At 34.1% G+C, this 25,094-nt stretch carries 21 protein-coding genes and 1 tRNA gene; 16 read left to right on the top strand and 6 right to left on the bottom strand.

The window, feature by feature from the left end; all coding sequences use genetic code 11:
• Positions 1-107 precede the first annotated feature (107 nt).
• Entirely contained in the window at positions 108-485 is a 378-nt protein-coding gene (locus DSM03_RS03210; protein WP_128759547.1) for a hypothetical protein, read from the top strand.
• Positions 486-531: 46 nt separating this feature from the next.
• Here DSM03_RS03210 and DSM03_RS03205 read toward each other — a convergent pair whose 3' ends face one another.
• Positions 532-972, bottom strand: coding sequence for a GNAT family N-acetyltransferase (locus DSM03_RS03205; protein ID WP_128759546.1), 441 nt, complete (start codon positions 970-972; stop codon positions 532-534).
• A 1,096-nt stretch (positions 973-2,068) separates the two neighbouring features.
• Between DSM03_RS03205 and rnr the strand changes: the two genes are divergently transcribed.
• The 3 genes from rnr to DSM03_RS03190 all read left to right on the top strand — a co-directional run bounded on the left by rnr (position 2,069) and on the right by DSM03_RS03190 (position 5,930).
• Positions 2,069-4,273, top strand: a complete 2,205-nt coding sequence (gene rnr, locus DSM03_RS03200; protein WP_128759545.1) for a ribonuclease R — start codon at positions 2,069-2,071, stop codon at positions 4,271-4,273.
• Positions 4,274-4,421: 148 nt separating this feature from the next.
• Positions 4,422-5,090 (top strand): head GIN domain-containing protein, encoded by a 669-nt coding sequence (locus DSM03_RS03195; protein WP_128759544.1) that lies wholly within the window; start codon positions 4,422-4,424, stop codon positions 5,088-5,090.
• Positions 5,091-5,213: 123 nt separating this feature from the next.
• Entirely contained in the window at positions 5,214-5,930 is a 717-nt protein-coding gene (locus DSM03_RS03190) for a LysE family translocator (RefSeq protein ID WP_128759543.1), read from the top strand.
• A gap of 56 nt (positions 5,931-5,986) precedes the next feature.
• Here the strand turns inward: DSM03_RS03190 and DSM03_RS03185 are convergent.
• Positions 5,987-6,057 (bottom strand) — tRNA-Cys (locus tag DSM03_RS03185).
• Between the two features lie 50 nt (positions 6,058-6,107).
• Positions 6,108-6,464: a dihydroneopterin aldolase gene (gene folB, locus DSM03_RS03180; RefSeq protein WP_128759542.1), complete on the bottom strand. Its 357-nt coding sequence runs from the start codon at positions 6,462-6,464 to the stop codon at positions 6,108-6,110.
• A gap of 181 nt (positions 6,465-6,645) precedes the next feature.
• Between folB and DSM03_RS03175 the strand changes: the two genes are divergently transcribed.
• The 4 genes from DSM03_RS03175 (at position 6,646) to DSM03_RS03160 (ending at position 9,879) form a co-directional block, all read left to right on the top strand.
• On the top strand, positions 6,646-8,676 hold the full coding sequence (locus DSM03_RS03175; RefSeq protein WP_128759541.1) for a glutamine--tRNA ligase/YqeY domain fusion protein: 2,031 nt from the start codon (positions 6,646-6,648) through the stop codon (positions 8,674-8,676).
• Between the two features lie 178 nt (positions 8,677-8,854).
• Positions 8,855-9,229, top strand: a complete 375-nt coding sequence (locus tag DSM03_RS03170; RefSeq protein WP_128759540.1) for a YtxH domain-containing protein — start codon at positions 8,855-8,857, stop codon at positions 9,227-9,229.
• Positions 9,230-9,235: 6 nt separating this feature from the next.
• Entirely contained in the window at positions 9,236-9,634 is a 399-nt protein-coding gene (locus DSM03_RS03165) for a hypothetical protein (RefSeq protein WP_128759539.1), read from the top strand.
• Positions 9,635-9,636: 2 nt separating this feature from the next.
• Entirely contained in the window at positions 9,637-9,879 is a 243-nt protein-coding gene (locus tag DSM03_RS03160) for a DUF6327 family protein (RefSeq protein ID WP_128759538.1), read from the top strand.
• A gap of 71 nt (positions 9,880-9,950) precedes the next feature.
• Here DSM03_RS03160 and DSM03_RS03155 read toward each other — a convergent pair whose 3' ends face one another.
• Positions 9,951-10,970, bottom strand: a complete 1,020-nt coding sequence (locus DSM03_RS03155) for an SPFH domain-containing protein (RefSeq protein ID WP_128759537.1) — start codon at positions 10,968-10,970, stop codon at positions 9,951-9,953.
• A 90-nt stretch (positions 10,971-11,060) separates the two neighbouring features.
• On the opposite strand from DSM03_RS03155, the gene DSM03_RS03150 reads away from it, so the two are divergent.
• Positions 11,061-11,720 (top strand): hypothetical protein, encoded by a 660-nt coding sequence (locus DSM03_RS03150; protein ID WP_128759536.1) that lies wholly within the window; start codon positions 11,061-11,063, stop codon positions 11,718-11,720.
• Here DSM03_RS03150 and gltX read toward each other — a convergent pair.
• Positions 11,715-13,229 (bottom strand): glutamate--tRNA ligase, encoded by a 1,515-nt coding sequence (gene gltX, locus DSM03_RS03145; RefSeq protein ID WP_128759535.1) that lies wholly within the window; start codon positions 13,227-13,229, stop codon positions 11,715-11,717. The two genes, DSM03_RS03150 and gltX, sit on opposite strands and share 6 nt — an antisense overlap.
• 213 nt (positions 13,230-13,442) lie before the next feature.
• Here gltX and DSM03_RS03140 point away from each other — a divergent pair, with 213 nt between their 5' ends.
• From DSM03_RS03140 to DSM03_RS03120, 5 genes are all read left to right on the top strand, one after another.
• Positions 13,443-16,835 (top strand): coiled-coil domain-containing protein, encoded by a 3,393-nt coding sequence (locus DSM03_RS03140; RefSeq protein WP_128759534.1) that lies wholly within the window; start codon positions 13,443-13,445, stop codon positions 16,833-16,835.
• Entirely contained in the window at positions 16,828-17,241 is a 414-nt protein-coding gene (gene ybeY, locus DSM03_RS03135; protein WP_128759533.1) for an rRNA maturation RNase YbeY, read from the top strand. Before DSM03_RS03140 ends, ybeY begins: the two co-directional genes overlap by 8 nt.
• A 79-nt stretch (positions 17,242-17,320) precedes the next feature.
• The gene (mnmG, locus tag DSM03_RS03130; RefSeq protein ID WP_128759532.1) at positions 17,321-19,198 is read left to right on the top strand and encodes a tRNA uridine-5-carboxymethylaminomethyl(34) synthesis enzyme MnmG; all 1,878 of its coding nucleotides are present in this window, start codon (positions 17,321-17,323) and stop codon (positions 19,196-19,198) included.
• 56 nt (positions 19,199-19,254) lie between these two features.
• Positions 19,255-20,097: a class I SAM-dependent methyltransferase gene (locus tag DSM03_RS03125; protein WP_236638696.1), complete on the top strand. Its 843-nt coding sequence runs from the start codon at positions 19,255-19,257 to the stop codon at positions 20,095-20,097.
• Between the two features lie 210 nt (positions 20,098-20,307).
• Positions 20,308-20,871: an OmpH/Skp family outer membrane protein gene (locus DSM03_RS03120; RefSeq protein WP_128759531.1), complete on the top strand. Its 564-nt coding sequence runs from the start codon at positions 20,308-20,310 to the stop codon at positions 20,869-20,871.
• A 45-nt stretch (positions 20,872-20,916) separates the two neighbouring features.
• Here DSM03_RS03120 and DSM03_RS03115 read toward each other — a convergent pair whose 3' ends face one another.
• On the bottom strand, positions 20,917-22,065 hold the full coding sequence (locus DSM03_RS03115; RefSeq protein ID WP_128759530.1) for a DNA polymerase III subunit: 1,149 nt from the start codon (positions 22,063-22,065) through the stop codon (positions 20,917-20,919).
• A gap of 139 nt (positions 22,066-22,204) precedes the next feature.
• On the opposite strand from DSM03_RS03115, the gene DSM03_RS03110 reads away from it, so the two are divergent.
• Complete coding sequence (locus DSM03_RS03110) at positions 22,205-23,392, top strand: phosphoglycerate kinase (protein WP_128759529.1); 1,188 nt, start codon at positions 22,205-22,207, stop codon at positions 23,390-23,392.
• A gap of 85 nt (positions 23,393-23,477) precedes the next feature.
• Positions 23,478-25,088, top strand: a complete 1,611-nt coding sequence (locus DSM03_RS03105; protein WP_128759528.1) for a lytic transglycosylase domain-containing protein — start codon at positions 23,478-23,480, stop codon at positions 25,086-25,088.
• Positions 25,089-25,094 lie beyond the last annotated feature (6 nt).

Raw genomic sequence — 25,094 nt, 5'->3', positions numbered from 1 at the left:
AGAATTTTTTTAGAATATAGTATAATCATCTTAGTAATTAACATTGAAAATCAAGTATTTAACCTTAATTTAAGAATTTTTTAATATCTATCTCTTATGTTATAGGTATGATAACTATAGATAAGGATACCGATAAGAACACAGAAATTTTAGGAACTGCGATAAACTATTTAGAAGATAGAGGATTTGAAAATATCAAAGCTGATACTGACGGATTTGAATCTCCTAAATCGTATATCAGACGCGGAAGTGAAGTGTCTATAACCCCAGACATAGTAGCAGAACGCGATGGCGAGAAACACATTTTTGAATTGAGTTTAAAATCTAAGAAGCCCAGATTATTAAAGTCTAAATGGTTATTTTTAGATACTCTGAGCGGTATGAAGAATTTTAAATTTAAAATTTTTACCACAAGAGGACATTATAAATTTACCGATGAGACTTTAAATAGTATCAACTTAAATAAAACCCCTGTTAAGATTTAAATGGCATCTTACATAACATAAAAAAAAACCGCCAGTTGGCGGTTTTTTATGATTTAATCATGCGCATGTGTGGTATATCATCTTCGAGATATCCTTCTCCAACTGCTCGAAAACCAAGTTCGTTATAAAATTTCTTAAGATACGTTTGCGCAGATAACTCTATAGTTTTTGTATTTAAATCAGTTTCTATATGAGTTATAGAAGCTTGCATTATTACTTTACCATAACCGTATTGACGCTGGTTTTCTTTAACCAGAACTCTCCCTATACTTGCATTGTTAAAATATGCACCGGGTTCAAACAATCGAGTATATGCAACTAGTGAACCTTCTTTATATCCTAAAACATGTAAAGCTTTCTGATCTTTACCGTCTACATCTTGATAGGGGCAGTTTTGTTCAACAACAAATACTTCAGCACGTAGCTGTAGTAATTCATATAATGTATGAATTGTTAATTGCTCAAAGCTTAGTATTTTAATTTCCATAAGTTACTTTTTGAGGTGATGCAATATCTGCATCTTTTAAAAATATTCCTTAGAAAACAACGCTTTAAACTCTGTTAAGACAGTTTTAGGTAAGACTGTAAGAAATTAAGGCGAACTAGTTTATTTATAGAAGAAAGCCTAGTAATATTTAAAACTCAATTATCGAGTAAAACACTGTGTGAATAACCGTATTTATTCTGATCACTAGTTTTAAAGAGCTTACAGCTATTTATTGAACTTAAATAGCTCGAATAAAATGAGTTAACACTTAGTTAACATAAATGTTTATAAGTTGTCATCAAAAAAGTAAAATGAAAATTGCTTTCTATCAAAAAAATTACAAAGCAGATCATGGGTAATACCATGCAAGAAAATCTTTCTAAATTTTGTTGGCAGTTTATGAGCAATTCAAACCTTTATTTTTAATAAATGTTAGTAAAATTTTATTCAAAAACTACTATTGATTACTGTTATCAACAATTGTTAACAGCGTTTTAAAATTCGTTGAGAATCAAGACTTATCTAATCTGAAAACGTCTGTATAAGGCGTTAATATCTACCAATAATTAAAAATCCAAACTTTAAATAAGTAAACTTATACCGCTATTAACAAACAATAATAAGCATCAGATTTAATTTAAATTTTAAAAAAGAAAAATGATAATTATATATACTGTTAACAACTGAAAATTTGAAATTGATTTTTTGAAAGTTTAGAGTGAACTCAAAAAAAAGGAACCCTTTTTAGAGAGTTCCTTTTTTTGATTTTTAAAATTGATGTATCTTTTAAAAAATTGAATTGACGTACGACAAAACTCCTAATAATCCTAAAATAAAGATACTTAGAAAGAGTATAATTATCGTATAGCGCTTCAACAAAAACGTTTTCATATTGAAAAAGTTTGATTAATGAATAGAACAAATTTAGTATTTATTTAACAATTGACTGCTTTTTAAAATTAAATATTGGTCATGTAACCGTTAAATCTGTATTTATTTGATTTTTAAGGACTAAGATTAACTTAAAGTTCACGTAATACAGCTAAGTTTTTCAGCTTTTAAAGCTAATTTTGTACTAATTAATACAAAGCATTGAATGCCAAATAAAAAAAGACGAAGATCCAATACAAAAATCGGTAACCTTACTCAGAAAATTATCTCTATTTTAAAACGGGAACCCGGTAAATTATTCAACCATAAACAGATTGCGGCAAAACTACAAGTAGACGATCCTAACAGCCGCAATGAGATCGTCAGAGAATTAGCACAGCTTACAGCAAAAAAACACATTCAGGAGAAAGAACGCGGTAAATATGTATTTAGCGCAGAATCTCATTATCACAATGGTAAATTAGATTGTACCAGTAAAGGTGATGGTTATGTAATTGTTGAAGGAATGGAAAATGATATTTACATTCCTAAAAACAATATGAATAAAGCTTTAAATGGCGATATCGTAAAAGTTTATGTTTACAAACAACGCCGAAGCAAGAAACATGAAGGAGAGATTGTAGAAATAGTAGAACGCAAGACAGATGAATTTGTAGGTGTTGTTCAAATGCAAAAAAACTTTGCTTTTGTAAATACTTCTGCAGAGGGGAAAATGCGTACCGATGTTTTTGTTCCAAAGAATAAATTGAATGGGGCTGAAGATGGTGAGAAAGTTTTAGTAAAAATTGAAGACTGGCCAGAGAAAGCAGATTCACCTTTTGGTAAAGTCATTAAGGTTTTAGGTATGCCTGGTGAGCACAATACAGAGATTCACTCTATTTTAGCTCAATATGGTTTACCGCATGATTTTCCGAATGAGGTAGAAGAATACGCTAATAATATAGATACCAGTATTAAAAAAGATGAGATTGCAAAACGCCGTGATATGCGTGATGTGCTCACTTTTACGATTGACCCAAAGGATGCGAAAGATTTTGATGATGCTTTGAGTTTTCAGGTTTTAGAAAATGGGAATTATGAAGTAGGTATTCACATTGCAGACGTATCACATTACGTAATTCCAGGAACGATATTAGATGATGAGGCTTATGAACGTGCTACTTCGGTTTATCTGGTAGATCGTGTGGTTCCTATGCTTCCTGAGATTTTATCTAACAATGCGTGTTCGTTGAGACCTCATGAAGAAAAATATACATTTTCTGCAGTTTTTGAATTAGATAAATCTTCAGGTAAAGTAAAAGGACAGTGGTTTGGTCGTACAGTAACTTACAGTGATGCGCGTTTTGCTTATGAAGAAGCACAACAAATTATAGAAACTCGAGAAGCAACCATTCCTGCAAAAATTTCCCTTACCGGAAAATCATATAACGTAGATCCCGCTATAGTAAATGCAACTTTAGAGTTAGACAGAATAGCAAAAATTATGCGTAGACAACGTATGAAGAATGGAGCTATTTCTTTTGATAAAGTTGAAGTAAAATTTGAATTGGATCAGGAAAATGATCCTGTTGGAGTTTTCTTTAAAACTTCTAAAGATGCCAATAAACTAATTGAAGAATTTATGCTTTTGGCCAATAAGAAAGTTGCAGAATTTATTGGTAAGCAAAGTCCTAAGAAAACATTTGTATATAGAATACATGACGAACCCAATGATGAAAAGCTTGCTGCTTTACAAACCATTGCAGGTCGTTTTGGTTATAAAATGAATCTTAAAGACCGAAAAAGCACAACAGCATCTTTAAATAATTTATTGACTGATGTTGCCGGTAAAAAAGAACAAAATTTAATAGATACACTTGCCATACGTACCATGAGTAAAGCGGTGTACAGCACAGATAATATAGGCCATTATGGTTTGGCTTTTGATTATTATTCTCACTTTACTTCTCCCATACGTCGTTATCCAGATGTTATGGTTCATAGATTATTACAGCATTATCTTGATCACGGAAAATCTGCAAATGAAGAAGAATACGAAGAAAAATGTAAGCACAGCAGCGATATGGAATATCTGGCTACTAGTGCAGAGCGTGATTCTATTAAGTATATGCAGGTTAAATTTATGCAGGACCACAAAGATGAAACTTTTCTGGGGGTTATTTCTGGTGTTACAGAATGGGGTATTTATGTTGAGATCATAGATAACAAATGTGAGGGTATGATTCGCTTGCGTGATATTAAAGGCGATCATTTTGACTTTGACCAAGAGCAATATGCAATAGTAGGTCGAAAGACTAAACAAGTAATCACCCTAGGTGATGAAGTGTTAGTAAAAGTTAAAGAAGCAGATTTAGTCAAGAAACATTTAGATTTTACGTTAGTAGAGGTAAAGAGTGCAATAGAAGCTTAGACAACTGTAACAAATTGAGTTTTGTATTGTCTCTCTATTGGCACCGCCAAAGGGTTTAGCTCCCTTGGCTTTCCTTAAAATTGAAAATTTGTTTTTTACCAAAGTCTCGTAGGCTTGCCTCGAGGTAGTTGACTAAAATTAAAATCTTATGAAAAAACTAATCATTGCATTGCTACTGGTTGCTACAACCGGTACTTATGCACAAGAAACTAGAGATGTAGGCGATTTTACCGAGGTTAAAGTGTTTGACCGTATGCGTGTAAACCTCATCAAGTCTTCAGACAATAAAGTTATCCTAAAAGGAAAAGATACCGAAGATATCGAACTGGTTAACAAAGACGGAGTCCTAAAGATTCGTATGGATATTGATAAGATCTTTGACGGTAATGAGACCTTTGTTGAAATACACTACAACAACCTAAGGGTTATTGATGGTAATGAAGGAGCAGAAATCGTTGTTAATGAACTTATAGAACAGCCTAAGATAGAAATAAGGGTTCAGGAAGGAGCACAGGTAAAAGCTGGTCTTGAAGTAGAAAATGCCGAAATGCGTGCGGTTACCGGCGGCATTATAAATGCTAGTGGAACTGCTAAAAATCAAAATGTAGAAGTGAATACAGGTGGTATTTATGAAGGAAAATCTTTAGAAACTACAGACACTTACTTACGCATTCAGGCAGGGGGAGAGGCAGATATTTTTGCAAGAAGAACTGCAGAAGTAAAGATCAGAGCCGGTGGTGATGTTCACGTTTATGGTAATCCTACAGAGCTTATAAAAGATAAATTTATTGGAGGTCGTGTAACCGTTATGAAGTGATTTAATTCAATTTAGTTACTTTTGTGAGTATAGGCTTCAGGTTTATCTGAAGTGAGAATCTTAACTGAATTATTCTTAGAATACTTTTAACCTCTAATCAGGTAAAAGATTTCATACTCCTAAATGTTACAAGACTTATCAACTGCAATACCATTGGGTTTTCTACTCGCATTTCTTGTAGGACCTGTGTTTTTTGTACTATTAGAAACAGCTGCTTTAAAAGGTTTTAGAGCAGCTTTTATATTTGATATAGGTGTTGTAACTGCAGATACTATCTTTATTCTCATTGCCTATTTCAGTACCAATCAGTTGCTTGATAAACTCAAAGATGATCCCGCTTTATTCATTTTTGGAGGAATGTTGCTCACAGTGTATGGTGTTATTTCATTTTTAAGAGTGCGTAAAAACAAACTTGATGATGATGAGCATCCTACTGTTGTGATGAGTAAACGCAATTACTTAGGCCTTTTTGTAAAAGGTTTTCTATTGAATTTTATAAACATAGGAGTCCTGGGATTCTGGCTGGTTATCCTTATATCTGCCGGGCCACAGCTCGATATGAATTCTGATCGCTTACTTATATTTTTTGGTGGAATTTTAGCTACTTATCTATTTATAGATATTATTAAAATTCTTTTAGCTAAGAAGTTGAGAAGTAAATTAACGCCTACTCGTATTGCATTGATTAAGAAAATTATCAGTGTTTTAATGTTTCTTTTTGGATTGTTACTAATCTCAAAGGGCTTGTTTCCTTCTAAAATACATCAGATAGAAAAGCGTATTGAAGAGATTGCTCCAGAAAATCAGTTTAATCTGGATACTGATTCAATCACGCTTTAAATATTTATAACTTTATTAAATAAAAAAGACCCTTCAGCTATGAAGAGTCTTTGTTGAGGTGTCGAGCGGATTCGAACCGCTGTAGATGGTGTTGCAGACCACTGCCTAGCCACTCGGCCACGACACCCTTTTTATTAGGACTGCAAATTTAAGGTTTTTCTTTAGATATAAAAGCTATTAACGTTTTTTAGTCATAGTAACTCCTACCGAAGCCACATCTCCACCTATAGGCGGGTTTATTTTACGTACTGTTACTTTAGCTTTACTAATCTCAGATAATTCTGATAACGAGCGATTTAAGATTCTATCACATACGTGTTCAAGAAGTTTTGAGCGCTGCGCCATCTCTTCTTTAATTATTTTATTGAGATGCACATAATCTACGGTATCATTTAAATTATCTGTTATTGCAGGTTTACTAAGATCTGTTTTGATGGTTAAATCTACCAGATAATCAGACCCTATCTGTCCTTCTTCAATAAGACAGCCGTGATAGGCGTATACTTTAACCCGGTTTAGTTTTATAGTTCCCATAGTTATTTAGCGCTTTAAGACTGTAAAGATATTATTTCTAATTGCAGAATGTGGAGAATGAGTCGCTTTAAATAGCTTTTTAAAAGCCGTAAACACATGTATTTTTTAGTAATTTTACACACTTAATGAGTCTTTAATTTATCAAAATTAAGAACGACTCAACTATAGCACAACACAAACTATGGCAGAAGAATATGTAGCGCTCAATTTTTTAGAGCAAATAGTAGAAGAAGATATAAACAACGGTTTTCCTAAGTCTGATTTACGATTTAGATTTCCTCCTGAGCCAAATGGTTATTTACATATAGGTCATTGTAAAGCGATTTGTATAAGCTTTGGACTTGGTGAGAAATATAATGCTCCTGTAAATCTTAGGTTTGATGATACTAATCCTTCAAAAGAAGAGCAAGAGTATGTAGATGCTATTCAAGAAGATATTAAATGGCTAGGTTATAAATGGGACAAAGTTTGTTATTCTTCAGACTATTTTCAGCAATTATATGATTGGGCTATTCAGCTTATAAAAGAAGATAAAGCCTATATAGATTCACAATCTAGTGAAGTTATGGCCGAACAAAAAGGAACTCCTACAGAACCGGGTAAGAATAGTCCGTACCGAGATCGTTCTGTATCAGAAAATCTGGAGTTGTTTGAAAAAATGGCAAAAGGTGAGTTTGCTGAAGGTGTACATGTTTTACGTGCTAAAATAGATATGGAATCGCCTAATATGTTATTGCGCGATCCTATAATGTATAGGGTTATTAACAAAGCGCACCACCGCACCGGAAATACCTGGAATATTTACCCAATGTATGACTGGGCTCATGGAGAAAGTGATTATGTAGAGCAAGTTTCTCATAGTTTATGTTCATTAGAATTTAAGCCGCACAGACCGCTTTATGAGTGGTTTGTAGACAACGTTTATACAAATGGGGTAAAACCTAAACAACGCGAATTTGCACGCTTAAATCTCAGCTATACGATTATGAGTAAGCGTAAATTACTTAAGCTCGTACAAGAGGGAATAGTAAGCGGCTGGGACGATCCTAGGATGCCTACTATTTCGGGAATACGCAGACGAGGTTATACCCCGGCAGCAATACGTAATTTTATAGATACCGTGGGAGTTGCAAAGCGTGATAATATAATTGATGTTTCGCTTTTAGAATTCAATGTGCGCGAAGATTTAAACAAGACTGCTCCCCGTGTAATGGCTGTTTTAGATCCTGTAAAACTGATCATAGATAATTATCCTCAAGATCAGATAGAATGGTTGGATGCCGAAAATAATCAGGAAGATGAACGTGCAGGTTACAGAAAAGTGCCTTTTTCTAAAGAACTTTATATAGAAAAAGATGATTTCAAGGAATCTGCAAACAGCAAATACTTTAGACTTACTTTAGGAAAAGAAGTTCGTCTTAAAAATGCTTATATCATAAAAGGTGAATCTGTAGTTAAAGATGATGCAGGAAACATTACAGAGATACACTGTTCTTACGATGCAAATTCACAAAGTGGAAGCGGTACAGAAGCGAGCTTGCGCAAAGTTAAAGGGACGTTGCATTGGGTTTCTGTTGAACAAGCTGTAAAAGCTGAAGTACGTTTATACGACCGTTTATTTAATCATGAGTCTCCAGATGGGGATAAAGATGTTGATTTTATGCAACATCTCAATCCTAATTCACTAGAAACGATTACGGGTTATGTAGAGCCTAGTTTAAGTGATGTAGAACCGGGTGATATTTTTCAATTTCAGCGTTTAGGATATTTTAATGTTGATAAGGACAGTACAGCAGATCATATAGTCTTCAACAGAACGGTAGGTTTGCGTGATACTTGGGCAAAGGTCGAATCAAAGACAACTACTCAAAATCAACAAAAAGCAGCTCCAAAAAAGAACATTCCGCAGATACCAGCTTTAAATGAAATAAAAAAAGTAGGTAAAAAACTAGCTCAGCTTCCTGATGAGAAACGTGTAAAAGCAATTACTCGAATTAGAGAATTGGCAAAGGATGTAGATTATGAAGAATTAAAAGACTTGTTCAATACTTCAGCAAAAAAGATAGGTACCCGTTTAGCTGTTTTAGAAACATTGATCGTACTTATAAAATTAGAAAAGGCAGATGCTAATGAATCTGAAGTAGCAGCTTATTTAGAAGAAATGAAAACGTCTGATAATGAATTACTCTTAGAATCTTTAAATCAGCTTTAATAAACTTAAGAGTATTTTCAGTTAAGTTTTACTTATAGATCACCTTATCCACAAAAAAAGAGCCTTTATGGCTCTTTTTTAGCATACCTTTAAGGTTAATAGTCAATTTATTAACCGGTTATTAACGGAGATTAGATTTTAACAATCTTACTTTTGATCATCACAAAAAACAATCACCATGTCAAAAACAAGTAATACCATTTTAGCATTAGTAACTGGAGCAGCAATCGGAGCAGGTTTAGGTCTTTTATACGCACCAGAGAGTGGAGATAAAACAAGAAAAAAAATCTCTAAAAATGCTAAGGACGCTAAAAAGAAATTAGAAAAGCAAATTCAGGAAACTTCTGAGCATTTGTCTGCTTCTGCTAAAGACGCAAAAAAATCTTTTGATGCTAAATTAGAAGATACTCTAAAGACTGCAAGCTCTAAGGCAGATAATATTTTAGTTTCTATGGAAAAGAAATTAGAAGAATTGAGAAAGAAAAATGCTAAAGCAACTGATGACGTTGTTGAAGAAGTAAAAGATATCGACGTACCAACTGCAAAAGCATAAGCGTGCATGTCTATATTCAATATTTCAGAACACATAAATAAAGTATCAGACGATGCAAAAAAATATCTAAATAGTAGTTTAGAATATTACAAATTAGATAGTTTTAAGAAAATGATGGATGGTGCTGTATCATTAGTAAATCTAATGGTGAGCGGTAGTATCTTTATTATTTTTGTACTTTTTATTTCTGTTGGGGTTGCAATTACAATAGGGGAATCATTAGGAAGTTTAAGCTACGGTTATTTTATTGTAGCGGGAATTTATCTAGCAATATTTATACTTTATAAACTTTTTGGAAAGTCTTTTATTACAGAAATTGTTTTAAGAAAATATTCTAAAGTCTTTTTTAATGAATCTACTCAGGAAGAGGTCTTAGATGAAGAATTTAAACACTTAAAAGAATAGGTATGAAAGAATATAAATCATTTGATCAGATTGATAATGATCTTAAAATTCTAAAGTTGCAACAGCAGATTGATGAAGAGCAACTGAAGCTGAGTATAAATGATACTAAGAATGCTTTCTCACCTGTAAGTCTGGTAGCAGGCTCTTTAGGAGCTATTGTTCAAAAAGCAGTGGTTTTAAAGGCAGTGAATAAGATATTGGGTATCAAAAAAGTTAAGGTCAAAAATATCGACGAGAATAAGTAAAATTGTTATTGAAATAGAAAAATAAAAAAACCGAGGTGAAAGCCTCGGTTTTTTTATTAGTATTTATCAATCTATAGACTTGAAAGATCATCATTTAGATCTGTATAGTCGTCATCATAACCCGATTGTGGTTTTGGTTCAGATTTCTTTTTTGCTTTAGCTTTAATACCTAATTCATCATTACGCTTTTTCATTTCTTCTCCTATTTTGTTAGAAGCGACAAAACTCGCGATCATATTGTTGAGCATATCACTACCGGCTTGCGGAGAATTAGGCATTAAAATAAGATTAGAATTGGTGTTTTCTCCCACAGACTGTAATGTATCATAATGCTGCGTCACTACAATTAAAGCCGAAGCTTCTTGAGAATTGATACCCACATTGTTTAAAACCTCTACAGACTCTTCTAGACCGCGTGCAATCTCTCTGCGCTGGTCTGCTATACCTTGACCTTGTAAACGCTTACTTTCGGCTTCTGCGCGCGCTTTAGCGACTATTTTAATACGTTCTGCTTCCGCTTCATACTCCGCAGCTACTTTCTCCCGCTCAGATGCGTTAATACGGTTCATAGCGATTTTAACTTGTTGATCAGGATCAATATCGGTAACAAGTGTTTTAATGATGTCATAACCATAGTCTGTCATAGACTGGTTTAATTCACTTTTTACAGCAATTGCGATATCATCTTTTCGTTCAAAAACGTCATCTAATTTCATTTTAGGTACCTCAGAACGCACTACATCAAATACATAAGATGTTATCTGATTTTGAGGATCTTCAAGCTTATAGAAAGCATCATAAACATTAGATTTTACTACCTGAAATTGCACCGAAATTTTCAGTCTTACAAAAACGTCATCTTTAGTTTTGGTTTCAACTATCACATCTAATTGCTGAATACGCAAATTTACACGACCGGCAACTTTGTCTATAACAGGAATTTTTAATTGAATACCAGAATTACGTACACTGGTAAATTTTCCGAAGCGCTCTATAATAGCAGCTGTTTGTTGCTTCACAATAAATACTGCAGAAATCAAAATGATTAACCCAAAAAAGAGAATAATGGGTAAGATAAAAGTAGATGACATATTTTAAGTTTTAATTAATTGAAAAAATTAAAGAATAGAATTATCAATAATACAATACATTTGTCGCCCTTTTTAAAAATATGTAACGCTTTGAAGCAATTTTTCTTTTTTCTACTGATTTTCTGTTCAATTTCAATTCAAGCCCAACGTAAAGATTACTCTTCTAATAGAATAGGTTTACAAGGACAATATGCTCTATTAGATTTGAATAGATCTAATTTTGAAACCATTCAGGAATCTGGATTTTTAGTTGGTTTATCTAAGCGTTCTGCTTTTTATAACAACTTTGATTTGATCTTTGGAGTTGATTTTATGCAAACTTCAATTGCTGTGAATGCTGAAAATACCACAGCGATTGAACAAGTAGAATATACTTGGAGTGGGGCACAGGTAAAATTAATATTGAGTTACTTGATTGCAGGAGATCACCTAAGTATAGAAGCAGGACCTGTTTTACAAGTAAATGGTAAAATGAAATTAGATAATGCAGATCAAGGCAATCTAATCGTAAAAGGTTATACTAATTTACAAACGGAAGATATACAAGAATGGTCGCGAATAAATGGTATTGTTATGGCTGGTTTAAGCGTAGGATTTACGCAAGTACGTTTGACAGCAAATTATCAATACGGATTCACAAATGCATTGAACAAACTGAATGATCAGGATTTACAATTAAAAGATCCTGCAGCAACAAACTTCAAAGGAAATCTAGGGCTTATAACTGCAGGAATCGTTTTGTATCTATAAAGTTTCTATTGCAAATCTGATGCGTTCTAAAGTCTTTTCTTGACCTATAGTTGAAGCAATCTCAAATACATCTGGTCCAGACATAGATCCTACAAGACTCAGTCTTAGCGGTTGCATGACTTTACCAAAGCCAAGACCTTCTGATTGAATCCATTCTTTTACGTTTGCAGATAGATTTTCTGCTGTAAAATCTTCGGTTTCTGCGACGATTTTTGATAAGGAAGTCATAATGCTTCCAGTATCTTCTTTCCAGGCTTTTTTAGCTGCTTTTTCATCATAAGATGTTGGTCTTTCAAAGAAGAAATTTCCTTGTTCCCATAAATCTGCAATAAATACAGCTCGTTCTTTTACCAGATGAATTACGTGTTGTACATAAGCATCATCACAACTAATTTGTTTTTCAGTTAAGATTGCCTGTAAACCAGAAACTAAAGATTCATCAGTTGCTCTATGTAAATGCTGCTGTTGAAACCATTTTGTCTTTTCTGGATCAAATTTAGCTCCTGATTTATGTACACGTTCCAGATCAAAATCGTTTACCAGTTCTTCTAGGGTATAGATCTCTTTTTCAGTTCCCGGATTCCAACCTAAGAATGCCAGCATATTTACCATTGCTTCCGGTAAATAGCCATCTTCACGGTACCCTGCAGCTGTATCTCCTGTTTTAGGATCTTTCCACTCTAAAGGAAAAACGGGAAATCCCATTTTATCACCATCTCTTTTGCTCAATTTGCCTTTTCCTACCGGTTTCATTATTAACGGTAAGTGTGCAAATTGAGGCGCTTCCCAGCCAAAAGCACGATATAACATCACGTGTAAGGCTAGTGAGGGTAACCATTCTTCACCACGAATTACGTGTGAGATTTCCATTAAATGGTCATCTACAATATTTGCCAGATGATAGGTTGGCATCCCATCTGCTTTAAAAAGCACTTTGTCATCCAGAAGATTGGTATCTACTTCAACAGAACCTCTAATGATATCTTCTAACTCTAAGATCTCATTTTCTGGAGATTTAAAACGAATAACATAGTCCTCGCCTGCATCAATACGTTGCTGTGTTTCTTCAGTAGAAATTGTAAGCGAATTTTCTAATTTGTTTCGGTTGTGCCAGTTGTAGATAAATGTTTTACCGTTTTCTTCATGCTCTTTACGATGCGCATCAAGGGCTTCGGCAGTATCAAATGCATAATATGCATCACCAGAAGCGATTAATTTTTCCGCGAATGCGAAATATTTATTCTTACGTTCACTTTGTCTGTATGGGCCGAAACCCCCTTCTTTTCCAGGACCTTCTTCAAAAGGTATTCCGCACCAGTTTAAAGCTTCAATAATATAATTTTCAGCACCTTCAACATAACGGTTTTGGTCTGTATCTTCTATTCTTAAAACAAAGGTTCCCCCGTGCTTTTTAGCAAAAAGATAATTATATAAAGCTGTTCGTACACCGCCTATATGCAAAGGACCGGTAGGACTGGGTGCAAAACGCACACGTACATTTTGAGACATAGTAAAATTTTAGGCTGCAAAGGTACTTAATAAGCCTAATTGACACACACTAGAATGTTTCTGTTTTACGCGATAATCAAGATTTATAAAAAGTGAAAGATGTTTTATAGTCATTTTATGCAATTATATCTTGTAACATTTAGTACAACTCGCTATACTATAAAATTGTAGTTTTAGTTATTAATTAAAAGAAGCATAAAAACCAAGAGGTTTATGGAGGCTTTAGAGCAAAAGTTAGAACAATTTATCAACAAATATTATAAGAATGAAATTCTTAGAGGTTTGCTGTTTTTTATTGCAATTGGGCTTACTTATGTTTTACTCATTGTAGGTATCGAATATTTTTTCTGGTTGAGTACTTGGGGAAGAGCCTTTTTGTTTTGGTCTTTTGTAGGTGTAGAAATGCTTCTTATTTTTAGATTGATCTTAGTACCACTATTTAGATTATTCAAACTTTCTAAAGGAATTGATTACAACAGTGCTTCAAAACTTATAGGAAATCATTTTCCTGAAGTTCGTGATAAATTATTAAACACCTTACAGCTTAAAAATACTCCTGGCGATTCAGATTTGATTGAGGCGAGCATCTTACAAAAAAGTAAAGAGCTTGAACGCGTTCCTTTTTCTCTTGCGATCAATTATAAAAAAAATGCAAAGTATATTAAATATGCGTTGATTCCGGTTTTGGTTTTTGTCGCGATCAGTTTGAGCAAAGGCACTTCTTTTTTTAGCGAAAGTGCAGAACGTGTTATCGATTATAAAACTGAATATATTCCGCCAGCACCTTTTCAATTTTTGCTACTCAATGAAGATCAAAATGTGATAGAAGGAAAGTCTTTTGAAATTCTCACTAAAGTTGAAGGTGATAAAATTCCTGAAGAAGTAAGTATTGAGCTTAACGGCATAACATATTTAATGAAGAATAGGGGAGGAGGTCGTTTTGCTTACATGGTAGAACAAGCTAACGAAGATTTAAACTTTCGGTTTTCGGGTAATGGTTTTAATTCTTCTACCTATAATTTTTCGGTGGTTAAAACACCTTTGATTTCAGATTTTAAAATGCAGTTAGATTTTCCTGCTTATTTAAATAGAATTTCAGAAACTATTCAAAATACAGGTTCGGTTACCATACCCGAAGGCACAAAGATTTCTTGGAATATTGATACACGTAACGCTGACAAGCTAGAATGGATTAGTGATTCTATTTATTTGTTTGATCAGCAAAAGGAAACATTTGGTTTTGCAAAACGTTTTTTTAATAATTCAACTTACAGTATAGCAACAAGCAATTCTAACTTACAGCGCTATGAAGAATTGAATTATAAAATTGACGTTATAAGAGATGCGTATCCAGAGTTGGAGTTAACTATAAAAAAAGATAGTGTTAATGACACTCAAACCTATTTTAGAGGAATAGTGTCTGATGATTATGGCTTGAAAGACTTAAAATTAGTTTATTATATTGATAATCAATTATATAGTAAGAAAACTAAGCTTATTTCAATTAATCCAAGCACAGTTGATCAATTTTACGCTGCATTTCCTGGGAATTTAGAATTGGATAAAGGAGTTAGCTATAGTTATTACTTTGAAGTTCGTGATAATGATGCACCACACGGTTATAAATCTACACGTTCAGAAGTACAAACATACGCTTCTTTGTCTCAAGATGAAGCAATAGAAAAACAATTAGAACTTCAGGAAAACAGTATTAAAGGTTTAGATAAATCTGTTTCTAAAATGCAGGAACAGGAACGCGATCTGAAGGAATTACAATATTTACAAAAAGAAAAAAACAGTCTTGATTTTAATGATAAACGCAAATTAAAGTCTTTTTTACAGCGACAAAAAACTCAGGAAGATTTAATGAAAAGCTATTCTGAGAAATTAAAGAATAGTCTTAGCGAACTTGATAAGCTAAGTGAAGAAAAATCACCTGCAAGTCAACTTTTAAAAAAGAGAATTGAGAATAATGAGAAGCAGTTAGAAGAGCAAGAAAAATTACTTGAAGAGCTCGATAAATTACAAGACATGATGGATGACGAAGAGCTTAAAGAACGTCTTGATAAAATGAGTAAGAACAGTAAAAACTCCAGCAGAAGTATGGAGCAGTTACTTGAATTAACCAAGCGATTTTTTATTCAGACTAAAGCTGATCGTATAGGAAGACAACTAAAAAAAATAGGAGAAGAACAAACTAAAGAAGGTTTAAAAAACGAAGCTTCTTCTTCTGGAAAGCAAAAAGAATTAAATAAAGATTTTCAAGATTTAAAGGAAGAACTCAATAATCTTGATACAGAAAATGAGGAGTTAAAACAACCTATGAAGCTTCCTGAAAATGAAGATCAGAAAAAGGATATTGAAAAAGAACAACAGGAAGCTTTAGATAAATTAGAGTCTGATCCCAAGAATACTCAATCACAAGAGCAAAAGGATGCAAAATCAAACCAAAAAAATGCTGGTAAGAAGATGCAAAAAATGGGTGAGCAAATGATGCAACAGATGAGTGCTGGAGGTGGAGGTGCTCAACAATTAGAAGAAGATGTTGAAATGCTTCGGCAAATATTAGATAACCTTATGGTGTTCTCTTTTGATCAGGAAGATCTGAAAGATAAGTTTCAAAACATCAACAATTCAAATCCGGCATTCTCAAAATATTTAGTTCGTCAGAATACTTTAAAAGAAAATTTTAAGCATATTGATGATAGTTTGTTTGTGCTTTCATTACGCAACCCAATTCTTGAAGAAGACATCAACAAAGAATTGACTTCGATTACTTATAATTTAGATCAAACCTTAGAGCGATTAGCGGATAATGATGTTGTTAAAGGAGTTTCTAGTCAGCAGTACGTTTTTGCCGGTGCTAATAAATTAGCAGATATGCTATCTGATATTTTAGACAATATGAACCAGCAGTTGTCGCTAGCAATGGGTTCTGGTTCTAATGGTATGCCTTTGCCAATTCCTAAAGGTGGTGGGGGTTCTGGAAAACAACTTTCAGACATTATTATGTCACAAGAAGAATTACAAGAAAAACTAGGAGAAAATGACTCTGGCGATAAAAAAGGTCAAGGTAAAGAACAAGGAAACGAAGGTAGTTCCGGAAAAAAAGGAAGTGCAAAAGAAGATGCAAATGGAAAGAATTCTGGAGATCAAAATGGTGCTGGTGGTGATGGAGAAAATGGTATTTCTGAAGCAGAACTGGCAAGACAGTATGAGGTATACAAACAGCAAGAGGCTATACGTAATCAATTGCAAGATTTGATTGACAAGAATGGTTTAGGAAAAGAGGCCAAAAAAGCTTTGGAGCAATTAGACCAAATACAGGAAGATCTTTTATCGGGTAATTCTCAAAATGCTCAGAAACGTATGAGTGATGTTATCCAGCAATTTTTAAAACTTAAAGATGCTGAAAATGAAAAGGACAAAAATAATCAAAGAGAGTCTAATTCTAATACGGCATCCTTTAAAAATGATACCAATAATGCACTTCCTGAAATAAAAAAGTATTTTAATTCTCAGGAGATATTAAATCGTGATAAATTGCCTTTAGATGCATATTATAAACTAAGAGTAAAAGAATATTTTAAAGAAAGCAATGATTGAATTTAGTAGTCAAAATGATTTTGTTCTCGATGACGAAGAGCGTGTTGAGAAATGGTTAAAAGGGATTGCACTTAAAGAGTCTTACGGTATTGATTCGTTAAGTTATGTTTTTTGTTCTGATGATTTCTTATTAGACATTAATAAACGGTTTTTAGATCATGACACACTTACTGATATAGTGACTTTTGACTATACAGAAAACAAGATTTTGAATGGTGAGATCTATATAAGTACAGATCGTGTAGCTGATAACGCTGAGCAATTTAAAGTATCTTTTAATACTGAATTATTACGTGTAATCTCTCACGGATTGTTGCATATGTGTGGCTATGGTGATAAGACAGAAGAAGAAAAGAAGAAGATGCGTGCTATGGAAGATGAGTGTCTTATTCTTTGGAATGTTTAGTTTATTGCTAGCGCCTTTATTTTAAGTATCTTTGCGCCCATTTTTAAAGGAAGTGTAATTAAATGTTTCACGTGGAACAATGAGTTTTTTTGATCAGACATATGACGTTATTGTAGTAGGAGGGGGGCACGCTGGTTGTGAAGCCGCAGCTGCCGCAGCAAACACTGGAAGCAGCACCTTATTAGTTACTATGAATTTGCAAAACATCGCACAAATGTCTTGTAATCCTGCTATGGGAGGTATCGCAAAGGGACAAATTGTACGCGAGATCGATGCAATGGGTGGTTATAGTGGTATCGTTTCAGACCGTACGGCTATACAATTTAAAATGCTTAATAAAAGTAAAGGACCCGCAATGTGGAGTCCTCGAGTACAAAGTGACCGTATGCGCTTTGCAGAAGAGTGGCGTTTGATGTTAGAAAATACACCTAATCTTGATTTTTATCAGGAGATGGTAAGTGGTCTTTTAGTTGAAGGAGATCACGTAACTGGTGTTCGTACTTCTTTAGGAATTGAAATTAAAGCCAAGTCTGTTATTCTAACTAACGGTACTTTTTTGAATGGACTTATTCATATTGGTGATAAGCAATTTGGAGGTGGTAGAGCAGGGGAACGAAATTCAACTGGAATTACTGAACAACTTATTGATTTAGGTTTTGATTCTGGTAGAATGAAAACGGGTACTCCACCACGAGTTGATGGTAGAAGTTTAGATTTTTCTAAAATGATTGAGCAACCTGGTGATGACAATCCACAGAAGTTTAGTTTTAGTAACGTGACTAAACCACTTGCCAATCAGCGATCTTGTCAAATGAGTTATACAAGTCCTGAAGTTCATGACTTACTTCGTGAAGGTTTTGATCGCTCACCTATGTTTAACGGAAGAATAAAAAGTACAGGACCTAGATATTGTCCTTCAATTGAAGATAAAATTAATCGGTTTGCAGATAAAGATCGTCATCAGCTTTTTGTTGAACCTGAAGGATGGAATACTATTGAATATTATGTAAATGGTTTCTCTACTTCTTTACCAGAAGAAGTTCAATTTAAAGCATTGCGTCAAGTTGCAGGTTTTGAAAACGTTAAGTTTTTTAGACCCGGTTATGCAATAGAATATGATTATTTTCCACCTACACAATTGCGTCATACTTTAGAAACTAAATTGGTTTCAGGGTTATATTTTGCAGGTCAAATTAACGGAACTACTGGTTATGAAGAAGCAGCTTCTCAAGGATTAGTTGCGGGTGTAAATGCCAGCTTGAAAGTTCAGGAAAAAGATCCTTTTATTTTAAAAAGAGACGAAGCTTATATTGGTGTTTTAGTTGATGATTTAATCACTAAAGGGACTAAAGAACCCTATAGAATGTTTACTTCTCGGGCAGAATATAGAACGCTTTTGCGTCAAGATAATGCAGATAGTAGATTAACTCCTCTATCTTATGCTATAGGATTTGCAGGTGAAGATCGTATGCGATCATTAGAGAAAAAAGAAAGCGAAGCTCAAAATCTTGTTGACTTTTTTAATAACACTAGTATAACTCCAGAGGAAGCAAATCCTGTTTTAGCAGAAAAAGGTACAACCCCAATGAAACAATCTGATAAGATGGTAAAAATTTTCAGTCGGCCTCAGATTGATCTTGATGATATGTTATCTTTTAATAAAGTTCAAGATTATGTTGCAGAACATAATTTGGATACTGAAGTTTTGGAACAAGCAGAAATTAGAATTAAATATTCTGGTTATATCGCAAAAGAAAAAGCAAACGCAGATAAATTGCAACGTTTAGAGAATATAAAAATTCCTGATAATTTTGATTACACAAAGCTGAAATCATTGTCTTACGAAGCAAGGGAAAAATTAACTAAAATTCAACCTACAACTATTTCTCAAGCTTCACGGGTTAGTGGAGTTTCACCGAGCGATATTTCGGTAATGTTAGTTTATATGGGAAGGTAATTTTATAGTTCCACGTGAAACAATCAATTTAGAATTCAGAAAAAAGTAAACCTTCGTTGAGTAATAGATCTAAAATCAATATTAAAGACTACTCTGTTTCTAAAGAGAACTTTGATCTTATTTATAATGAAGAATTAGATATGTATAGTACAGATCCAATTCCTCAGGATATTGAAAAATATTATTTAAGCGATAACTATATTTCTCATACCGATTCCCAAAAAGGGATTGTTGAAAAAATGTATCAGTTAGTAAAAAGCTATATGTTGAGAAAAAAGCTGAGGCTAATTTCTAATTATTCAGCAATAGGATCGCTTTTGGATATTGGTGCCGGTACCGGGGATTTTTTAAAAGTTGCAAAAAATGAAGGTTGGGAAGTTGACGGAATTGAACCTAGCGCAATTGCAAGAAATCATGCTGCGACAAAAGGTCTCATTTTAAAAGAAGATGAAAGTGGAGTAGGGGAACAGAAATTTGATGTGATTACCATGTGGCACGTATTAGAACATGTACCCAATCTTCAACATCAAATAAATTGGTTAGCTGATCATCTTGATAAAAATGGTACACTTATAATCGCAGTCCCTAATTTTAATTCATATGATGCTAAAACTTATAAAGAATTTTGGGCAGCTTGGGATGTGCCTAGACATTTGCATCACTTTTCAGCAAAAAGTATAAAAACACTTTTCAGTAAAAATGGATTTGAAGTGATAGATCAAAAACCTTTAATCTTTGATTCATTTTACGTGAGTTTGCTTTCAGAAAAATATAAAGGATCTCAATTGAAATTTATTTCAGCATTTCTAAATGGGTTACGTTCTAATGTAAAGGCAAACCGCTCTGGCGAGTATTCTTCTCTAATTTATGTGCTCGAAAGAACCGATTTCGTTGAATAATCCTTTTTAAGACTCTTTTATAGATTTTACTTTGTATGTGTTCAGCAAATTTTAAAACGCTCTTGAATAAGCTCTATTGAATTCATTTTTAATAGAAAATTGTTATTTACAATTAAATGAAAATAGATTTTATAAATATTTATTATTTCTGAAGAATTCCGCTCTTATTTGAATCAACTAATTACTTTTACGCCAAATTTTAAAAACCTTATGAAAACTACATTTAGCATTTTATTAATTACATTGACCCTCATCGGTTGTTCAAAATCAAAATCAGCTTTTGTTGATACTCAAAAATTATTTGAGGATTATACAGAGATGACAGAAGTTCAAGATAAGTACACAAAACTTACTGATGATGTGCGTGCTGAATTACAACCTAAAATTCAGGCATTTCAAATCAAAGTAGATTTATATCAGAAAAATGCACAATCTATGAGTATGGCAGAACGCCAAGCTAAAGAGCAGGAACTTGGAGCACTTCAACAAGAAATTCAACAAATGCAGCAAAATCGTGGTGGGCAGATTCAGCAAGAAAGTCAGGCAGCTGTAGATTCAGTAATCTCTAAAGTGAGAAAGTTTATTGATAAGTACGGTGAAGAAAACGGTTATGATTTTATTTACGGTAAAAATGAAAGTGGTAATGTGCTTTATGGCAAATCTGAATTAGATATCACAGACAAAGTTTTAGAAGCTTTAAATAAAAAATATTCTTCAGGATCGACTGAACCTATTAAAACAGAAACTTCAACAGATACAACAGCTGCAGAGTAATTTGTTTTAGAGTAGATAAAAAAAGCAGCCATTTGGCTGCTTTTTTTATGCTTTAGTATGCAATAAACGGGTAAGCTTTATCGAGAGATCGGTAAGAATGATTTTAGCATTCCCGTTGCGTTCTATGTGATAGGCAGCAGTTTGCAGTTCTTCAATAAGAGATTCTATATTATTTCCGTGAATAAATGGAGCAAATTTAGCAAGTTCAAACTGGGTTACCGGTTGCAAATAAACGAGATCTTCAGCACCATAATTCAACAACATGGCTTGCCTAAAAAAATCTTCACAGTAGCCTAAAAAATTTTTTTGTGTTTCTCTTCCTTTTGAGGCAATGCTTTCACTCCAAGAGATAAGATCAATTATAGATTTCTTGTTTCCACGAGCTTTAAATGCCGTACGTACCCAACTTACAAACCAGTTTTCAAACTCTTCTTCATCACTACTGTGATCTAGCAAATGCATTGCTAGGTTGTAATCCCCGTGAGCTTTTATAGCCAATTTTTTAGCTTCAGCAGCATTACAATTATGCTCATTTATAAGTGCTGTTTCTAAAGCTTCAGCAGCTAAAGGAGGAAATCGTAGCACTTGACAGCGAGATTTTATCGTGTCTAATATGAGGTCTTCATTTTCAGCAATGAGTATAAAAACGGTTTTTTGTGGCGGCTCTTCAATAAGCTTGAGCAATTTATTAGATGCAGCGCTATTCATCTTATCAGCCATCCAGATGATCATTAACTTAAAACCGCCTTCATAAGATTTCAAAGAAAGTTTTTTTACGATATCGTGAGCTTCATCTACACCAATTTTACCTTGTTTTTTCTCAATACCTATATGCTGATGCCAGTCATACAGGCTTCCGTACGGATTTTGCTCTATAAAACTGCGCCATTCTTTTGCAAAATTATCAGAGACAGGATGCGATTTTATGCTATCTGTGGTTGCCACAGGATAGGCAAAATGCAAATCAGGATGTGCCAGATGGTCAAACTTTAAATTGCACGAAGTAGATCCACCGGTATTCTCACCTTGGGTATTGCTACAAATTAAATATTGAGCATAAGCGATTGCGCAGGGCAAGACGCCGCTACCGCTTGTACCTATAAATAATTGGGCATGAGCAACGCGTTTGCGGTCAACACTGGTAGTGAGGTGTTTTTTTATAAAATTCTGACCGAGTATAGATTGAAATAACATGGGCTCAAATATAACAGAAATGTAACGTATTTTTTGAACCTATCTGTTATATTTGTTAGTTACATCACGTGCTTTAATGCCGTGTTTTCTCATAAAGAGAAACAACTAATTAATTACTGAAATCACAAAAAACGAATTCATGAAAACCATCGAAGATTTTAATTTTGAAAATAAAAAAGCACTAATACGTGTAGACTTTAATGTTCCTTTAGATGAAAATCATCAAGTAACAGACGCTACCCGTATTGAAGCTGCAAAACCTACAATTTTAAAAGTTTTAGAAGATGGTGGTTCTGCTATTTTAATGTCTCACTTAGGTAGACCAAAGAATAACGAACCAGAATTCTCTTTAAAGCATATCGCTGCTAAGGTTTCTGAGATCATAGGTGTTCAGGTTAAATTTGCTGAGAACTGTGTAGGTGCAACAGCAGAAAAGGCAGCAGCTGAATTAGAACCGGGAGAAATTCTTCTTTTAGAAAACTTGCGTTACCACGAGGAAGAGACAAAAGGAGATAAAGGTTTTGCTGAACAGCTTTCAAAATTGGGAGATATCTATGTAAATGACGCCTTTGGTACAGCCCACCGTGCACACGCTTCTACAACCATAATCGCTCAGTTTTTTCCAGAAAATAAATGTTTCGGCTATCTTTTAGCTAAAGAAATTGAGAGTATAGATAAGGTGCTTAACGATAATGAAAAGCCGGTTTTGGCTATTTTAGGTGGAGCTAAAGTTTCTTCTAAAATCACAGTTATTGAAAATGTACTGGATAAAGTTGATGACCTGATTTTAGGTGGAGGTATGGCTTATACTTTTATCAAAGCGCAAGGCGGAAAGATAGGAAGTTCTATCTGTGAAGATGATAAACAAGAATTGGCTCTTGAAATACTTAAAAAAGCAAAGGAGAAGAATGTAAATGTTCATTTGCCTGTTGATGTTCTTGCTGCAGACAGTTTTTCTGAATTTGCAAATACAAAAGTAGAACCTATAAATAACATTCCTGACGGATGGCAAGGTCTTGATGCTGGACCAAAGTCTTTAGAGAATTTTGCTCAGGTCGTAGCAAACAGCAAAACAATTCTTTGGAATGGTCCTTTGGGTGTTTTTGAGATGGAACCGTTTGCAAAAGGAACAATCGCTTTAGGAAATGCAATTGCAGATGCTACTAAAAACGGAACGTTTTCTCTTGTAGGTGGAGGTGATAGTGTTGCTGCTGTAAAACAATTTGGATTTGAAGATAAAGTAAGTTATGTGTCTACAGGAGGTGGTGCAATGCTAGAAATGCTTGAAGGTAAAGAGCTTCCGGGTATTGCTGCTATACGCGATTAATTAGCATAACCATACAGAATAATTTTGGCATTTTAGAATTCGATTAAAAAATACGACTTTAGCGTTTTTATCGTTGTAAAGAGGTATGAAAAAACGTTATCGTCTAGGTTGTGCACTTATGTTCATGACCGCAGTGGGCTTAAATGCTCAGAAAAAATCGTCAAATCTTGAAACATATGAAGTGTCTAGAACACTTCCTGTTGTTGATACTATAGAATTAAAAGAGAAGCTGCTTTTGAGGGAACAGGAAATTGCGAGAAGCAATACTGCCCGGAAAAAGCAGCCTTTTTTATATAAAGAAGTGGAGTGGGATAGTACCCTTCAAAACCTGAATGATCGAAAATACGCCGCAAAGATTGATAGACTCTGGATGGAAGAGCTTACAAACGGTAGCTTATACGATTCTATCACCGCTCTCGTAGATGATACGGAGTATGAGGATGTAGATTATCCAGAACTTACTACTAAAGTGCTTAAAGAACGCTTAGCAGAGCTTGATGCACGTACTCCCTTTAATGTAGAGTACAATCCTTCTCTTGAAAACGTCATTAAAGGCTATTTAAAGCGCCATAAACCCACATTAGAGCGCTTGATGGGATTATCTCAATTCTATTTCCCGGGTTTTGAAGAAACGCTTGATAAGCACAATATGCCACTAGAATTAAAATATTTGGCTATTGTAGAATCTGCTTTAAGACCTCGTGCAAAATCTCGAGTTGGAGCTACAGGTATGTGGCAATTTATGTTCAATACAGGTAAATTATACGGTTTAGATGTTAGCTCTTATGTTGATGAGCGTATGGACCCTATTCTTTCTACTGAAGCTGCAGCACAATATTTATCTAAGCTTTATGAGATTTTTGATGATTGGGATTTAGCATTAGCCTCTTACAATTCAGGCCCTGGTAATGTAAGTAAAGCGATACGTCGTAGTGGTGGACGCACCAATTATTGGAATATTAGACATCATTTACCACGTGAAACAGCAGGTTATATTCCGGCATTTTTAGCCACGATGTACATATTTGAATATGCAGATGAGCACGGATATCACCCGGCTCAACCTGATGTAAATTATTTTGAGACCGATACCATCCGAGTAAAGGAAACTATTACTTTGCAGCAAGTTTCAGCGTATACCGGAGTTTCGTTAGATGAAATTCAGTTTTTAAACCCGGCTTATAAGTTAGATGTGATTCCTTATCTTGAAGATAAGAAGTATTATTTACGTTTGCCTATTACTGCAATTGGACCTTTTGTAGCTAATGAAGAAAACATTTACAATACCGCAAAAAAAGAACTTGAGCGTGATGAGAAAACACTTCCGCAGTATTTAGAAGTTCCATCAAGCGTTACCTATCGTGTACGTAGCGGTGATTATTTAGGAAAAATAGCTTCTCGTTATGGTGTAGGTGTTTCCCAGATAAAACGATGGAATAATCTTAGATCTAATAATTTAAGAATAGGGCAGCGATTAAGCTTATACCCAAATCAACCGGTTGCTACAAGCTCTTCTAAAGCGAGTTCAAAATCTGTAACAAGTAGTGGAGAAAAGAAATATGTAGTACAGCGTGGTGATAGCTTATGGAAGATCGCCCGTAAATTTCCAGGTGTAAGTGCAGAAAATCTTAAAGTTTGGAACGATATTAGTGGTACTAAACTAAAACCGGGGATGACCTTGGTTATAGCTAACTAACTACAA

The organism is Leeuwenhoekiella aestuarii, assembly GCF_004104055.1.
Lineage (GTDB): Bacteria > Bacteroidota > Bacteroidia > Flavobacteriales > Flavobacteriaceae > Leeuwenhoekiella > Leeuwenhoekiella aestuarii.
This window is presented reverse-complemented; position numbering and strand designations above follow the sequence as displayed.

Excerpts from the sequence above, each read along its gene's own strand:
- gltX (WP_128759535.1), bottom strand. The coding sequence starts at position 13,229 with ATGTCTCAAAATGTACGTGTGCGTTTTGCACCCAGTCCTACCGGTCCT.
- folB (WP_128759542.1), bottom strand. The coding sequence starts at position 6,464 with ATGGGAACTATAAAACTAAACCGGGTTAAAGTATACGCCTATCACGGC.
- ybeY (WP_128759533.1), top strand. The coding sequence starts at position 16,828 with ATGATTGAATTTAGTAGTCAAAATGATTTTGTTCTCGATGACGAAGAG.
- DSM03_RS03140 (WP_128759534.1), top strand. The coding sequence starts at position 13,443 with ATGGAGGCTTTAGAGCAAAAGTTAGAACAATTTATCAACAAATATTAT.
- DSM03_RS03155 (WP_128759537.1), bottom strand. The coding sequence starts at position 10,970 with ATGTCATCTACTTTTATCTTACCCATTATTCTCTTTTTTGGGTTAATC.
- DSM03_RS03105 (WP_128759528.1), top strand. The coding sequence starts at position 23,478 with ATGAAAAAACGTTATCGTCTAGGTTGTGCACTTATGTTCATGACCGCA.
- DSM03_RS03210 (WP_128759547.1), top strand. The coding sequence starts at position 108 with ATGATAACTATAGATAAGGATACCGATAAGAACACAGAAATTTTAGGA.
- DSM03_RS03175 (WP_128759541.1), top strand. The coding sequence starts at position 6,646 with ATGGCAGAAGAATATGTAGCGCTCAATTTTTTAGAGCAAATAGTAGAA.
- DSM03_RS03195 (WP_128759544.1), top strand. The coding sequence starts at position 4,422 with ATGAAAAAACTAATCATTGCATTGCTACTGGTTGCTACAACCGGTACT.
- mnmG (WP_128759532.1), top strand. The coding sequence starts at position 17,321 with ATGAGTTTTTTTGATCAGACATATGACGTTATTGTAGTAGGAGGGGGG.
- DSM03_RS03160 (WP_128759538.1), top strand. The coding sequence starts at position 9,637 with ATGAAAGAATATAAATCATTTGATCAGATTGATAATGATCTTAAAATT.
- DSM03_RS03120 (WP_128759531.1), top strand. The coding sequence starts at position 20,308 with ATGAAAACTACATTTAGCATTTTATTAATTACATTGACCCTCATCGGT.
- DSM03_RS03190 (WP_128759543.1), top strand. The coding sequence starts at position 5,214 with ATGTTACAAGACTTATCAACTGCAATACCATTGGGTTTTCTACTCGCA.
- DSM03_RS03110 (WP_128759529.1), top strand. The coding sequence starts at position 22,205 with ATGAAAACCATCGAAGATTTTAATTTTGAAAATAAAAAAGCACTAATA.
- DSM03_RS03170 (WP_128759540.1), top strand. The coding sequence starts at position 8,855 with ATGTCAAAAACAAGTAATACCATTTTAGCATTAGTAACTGGAGCAGCA.
- DSM03_RS03205 (WP_128759546.1), bottom strand. The coding sequence starts at position 972 with ATGGAAATTAAAATACTAAGCTTTGAGCAATTAACAATTCATACATTA.
- DSM03_RS03115 (WP_128759530.1), bottom strand. The coding sequence starts at position 22,065 with ATGTTATTTCAATCTATACTCGGTCAGAATTTTATAAAAAAACACCTC.
- rnr (WP_128759545.1), top strand. The coding sequence starts at position 2,069 with ATGCCAAATAAAAAAAGACGAAGATCCAATACAAAAATCGGTAACCTT.
- DSM03_RS03165 (WP_128759539.1), top strand. The coding sequence starts at position 9,236 with ATGTCTATATTCAATATTTCAGAACACATAAATAAAGTATCAGACGAT.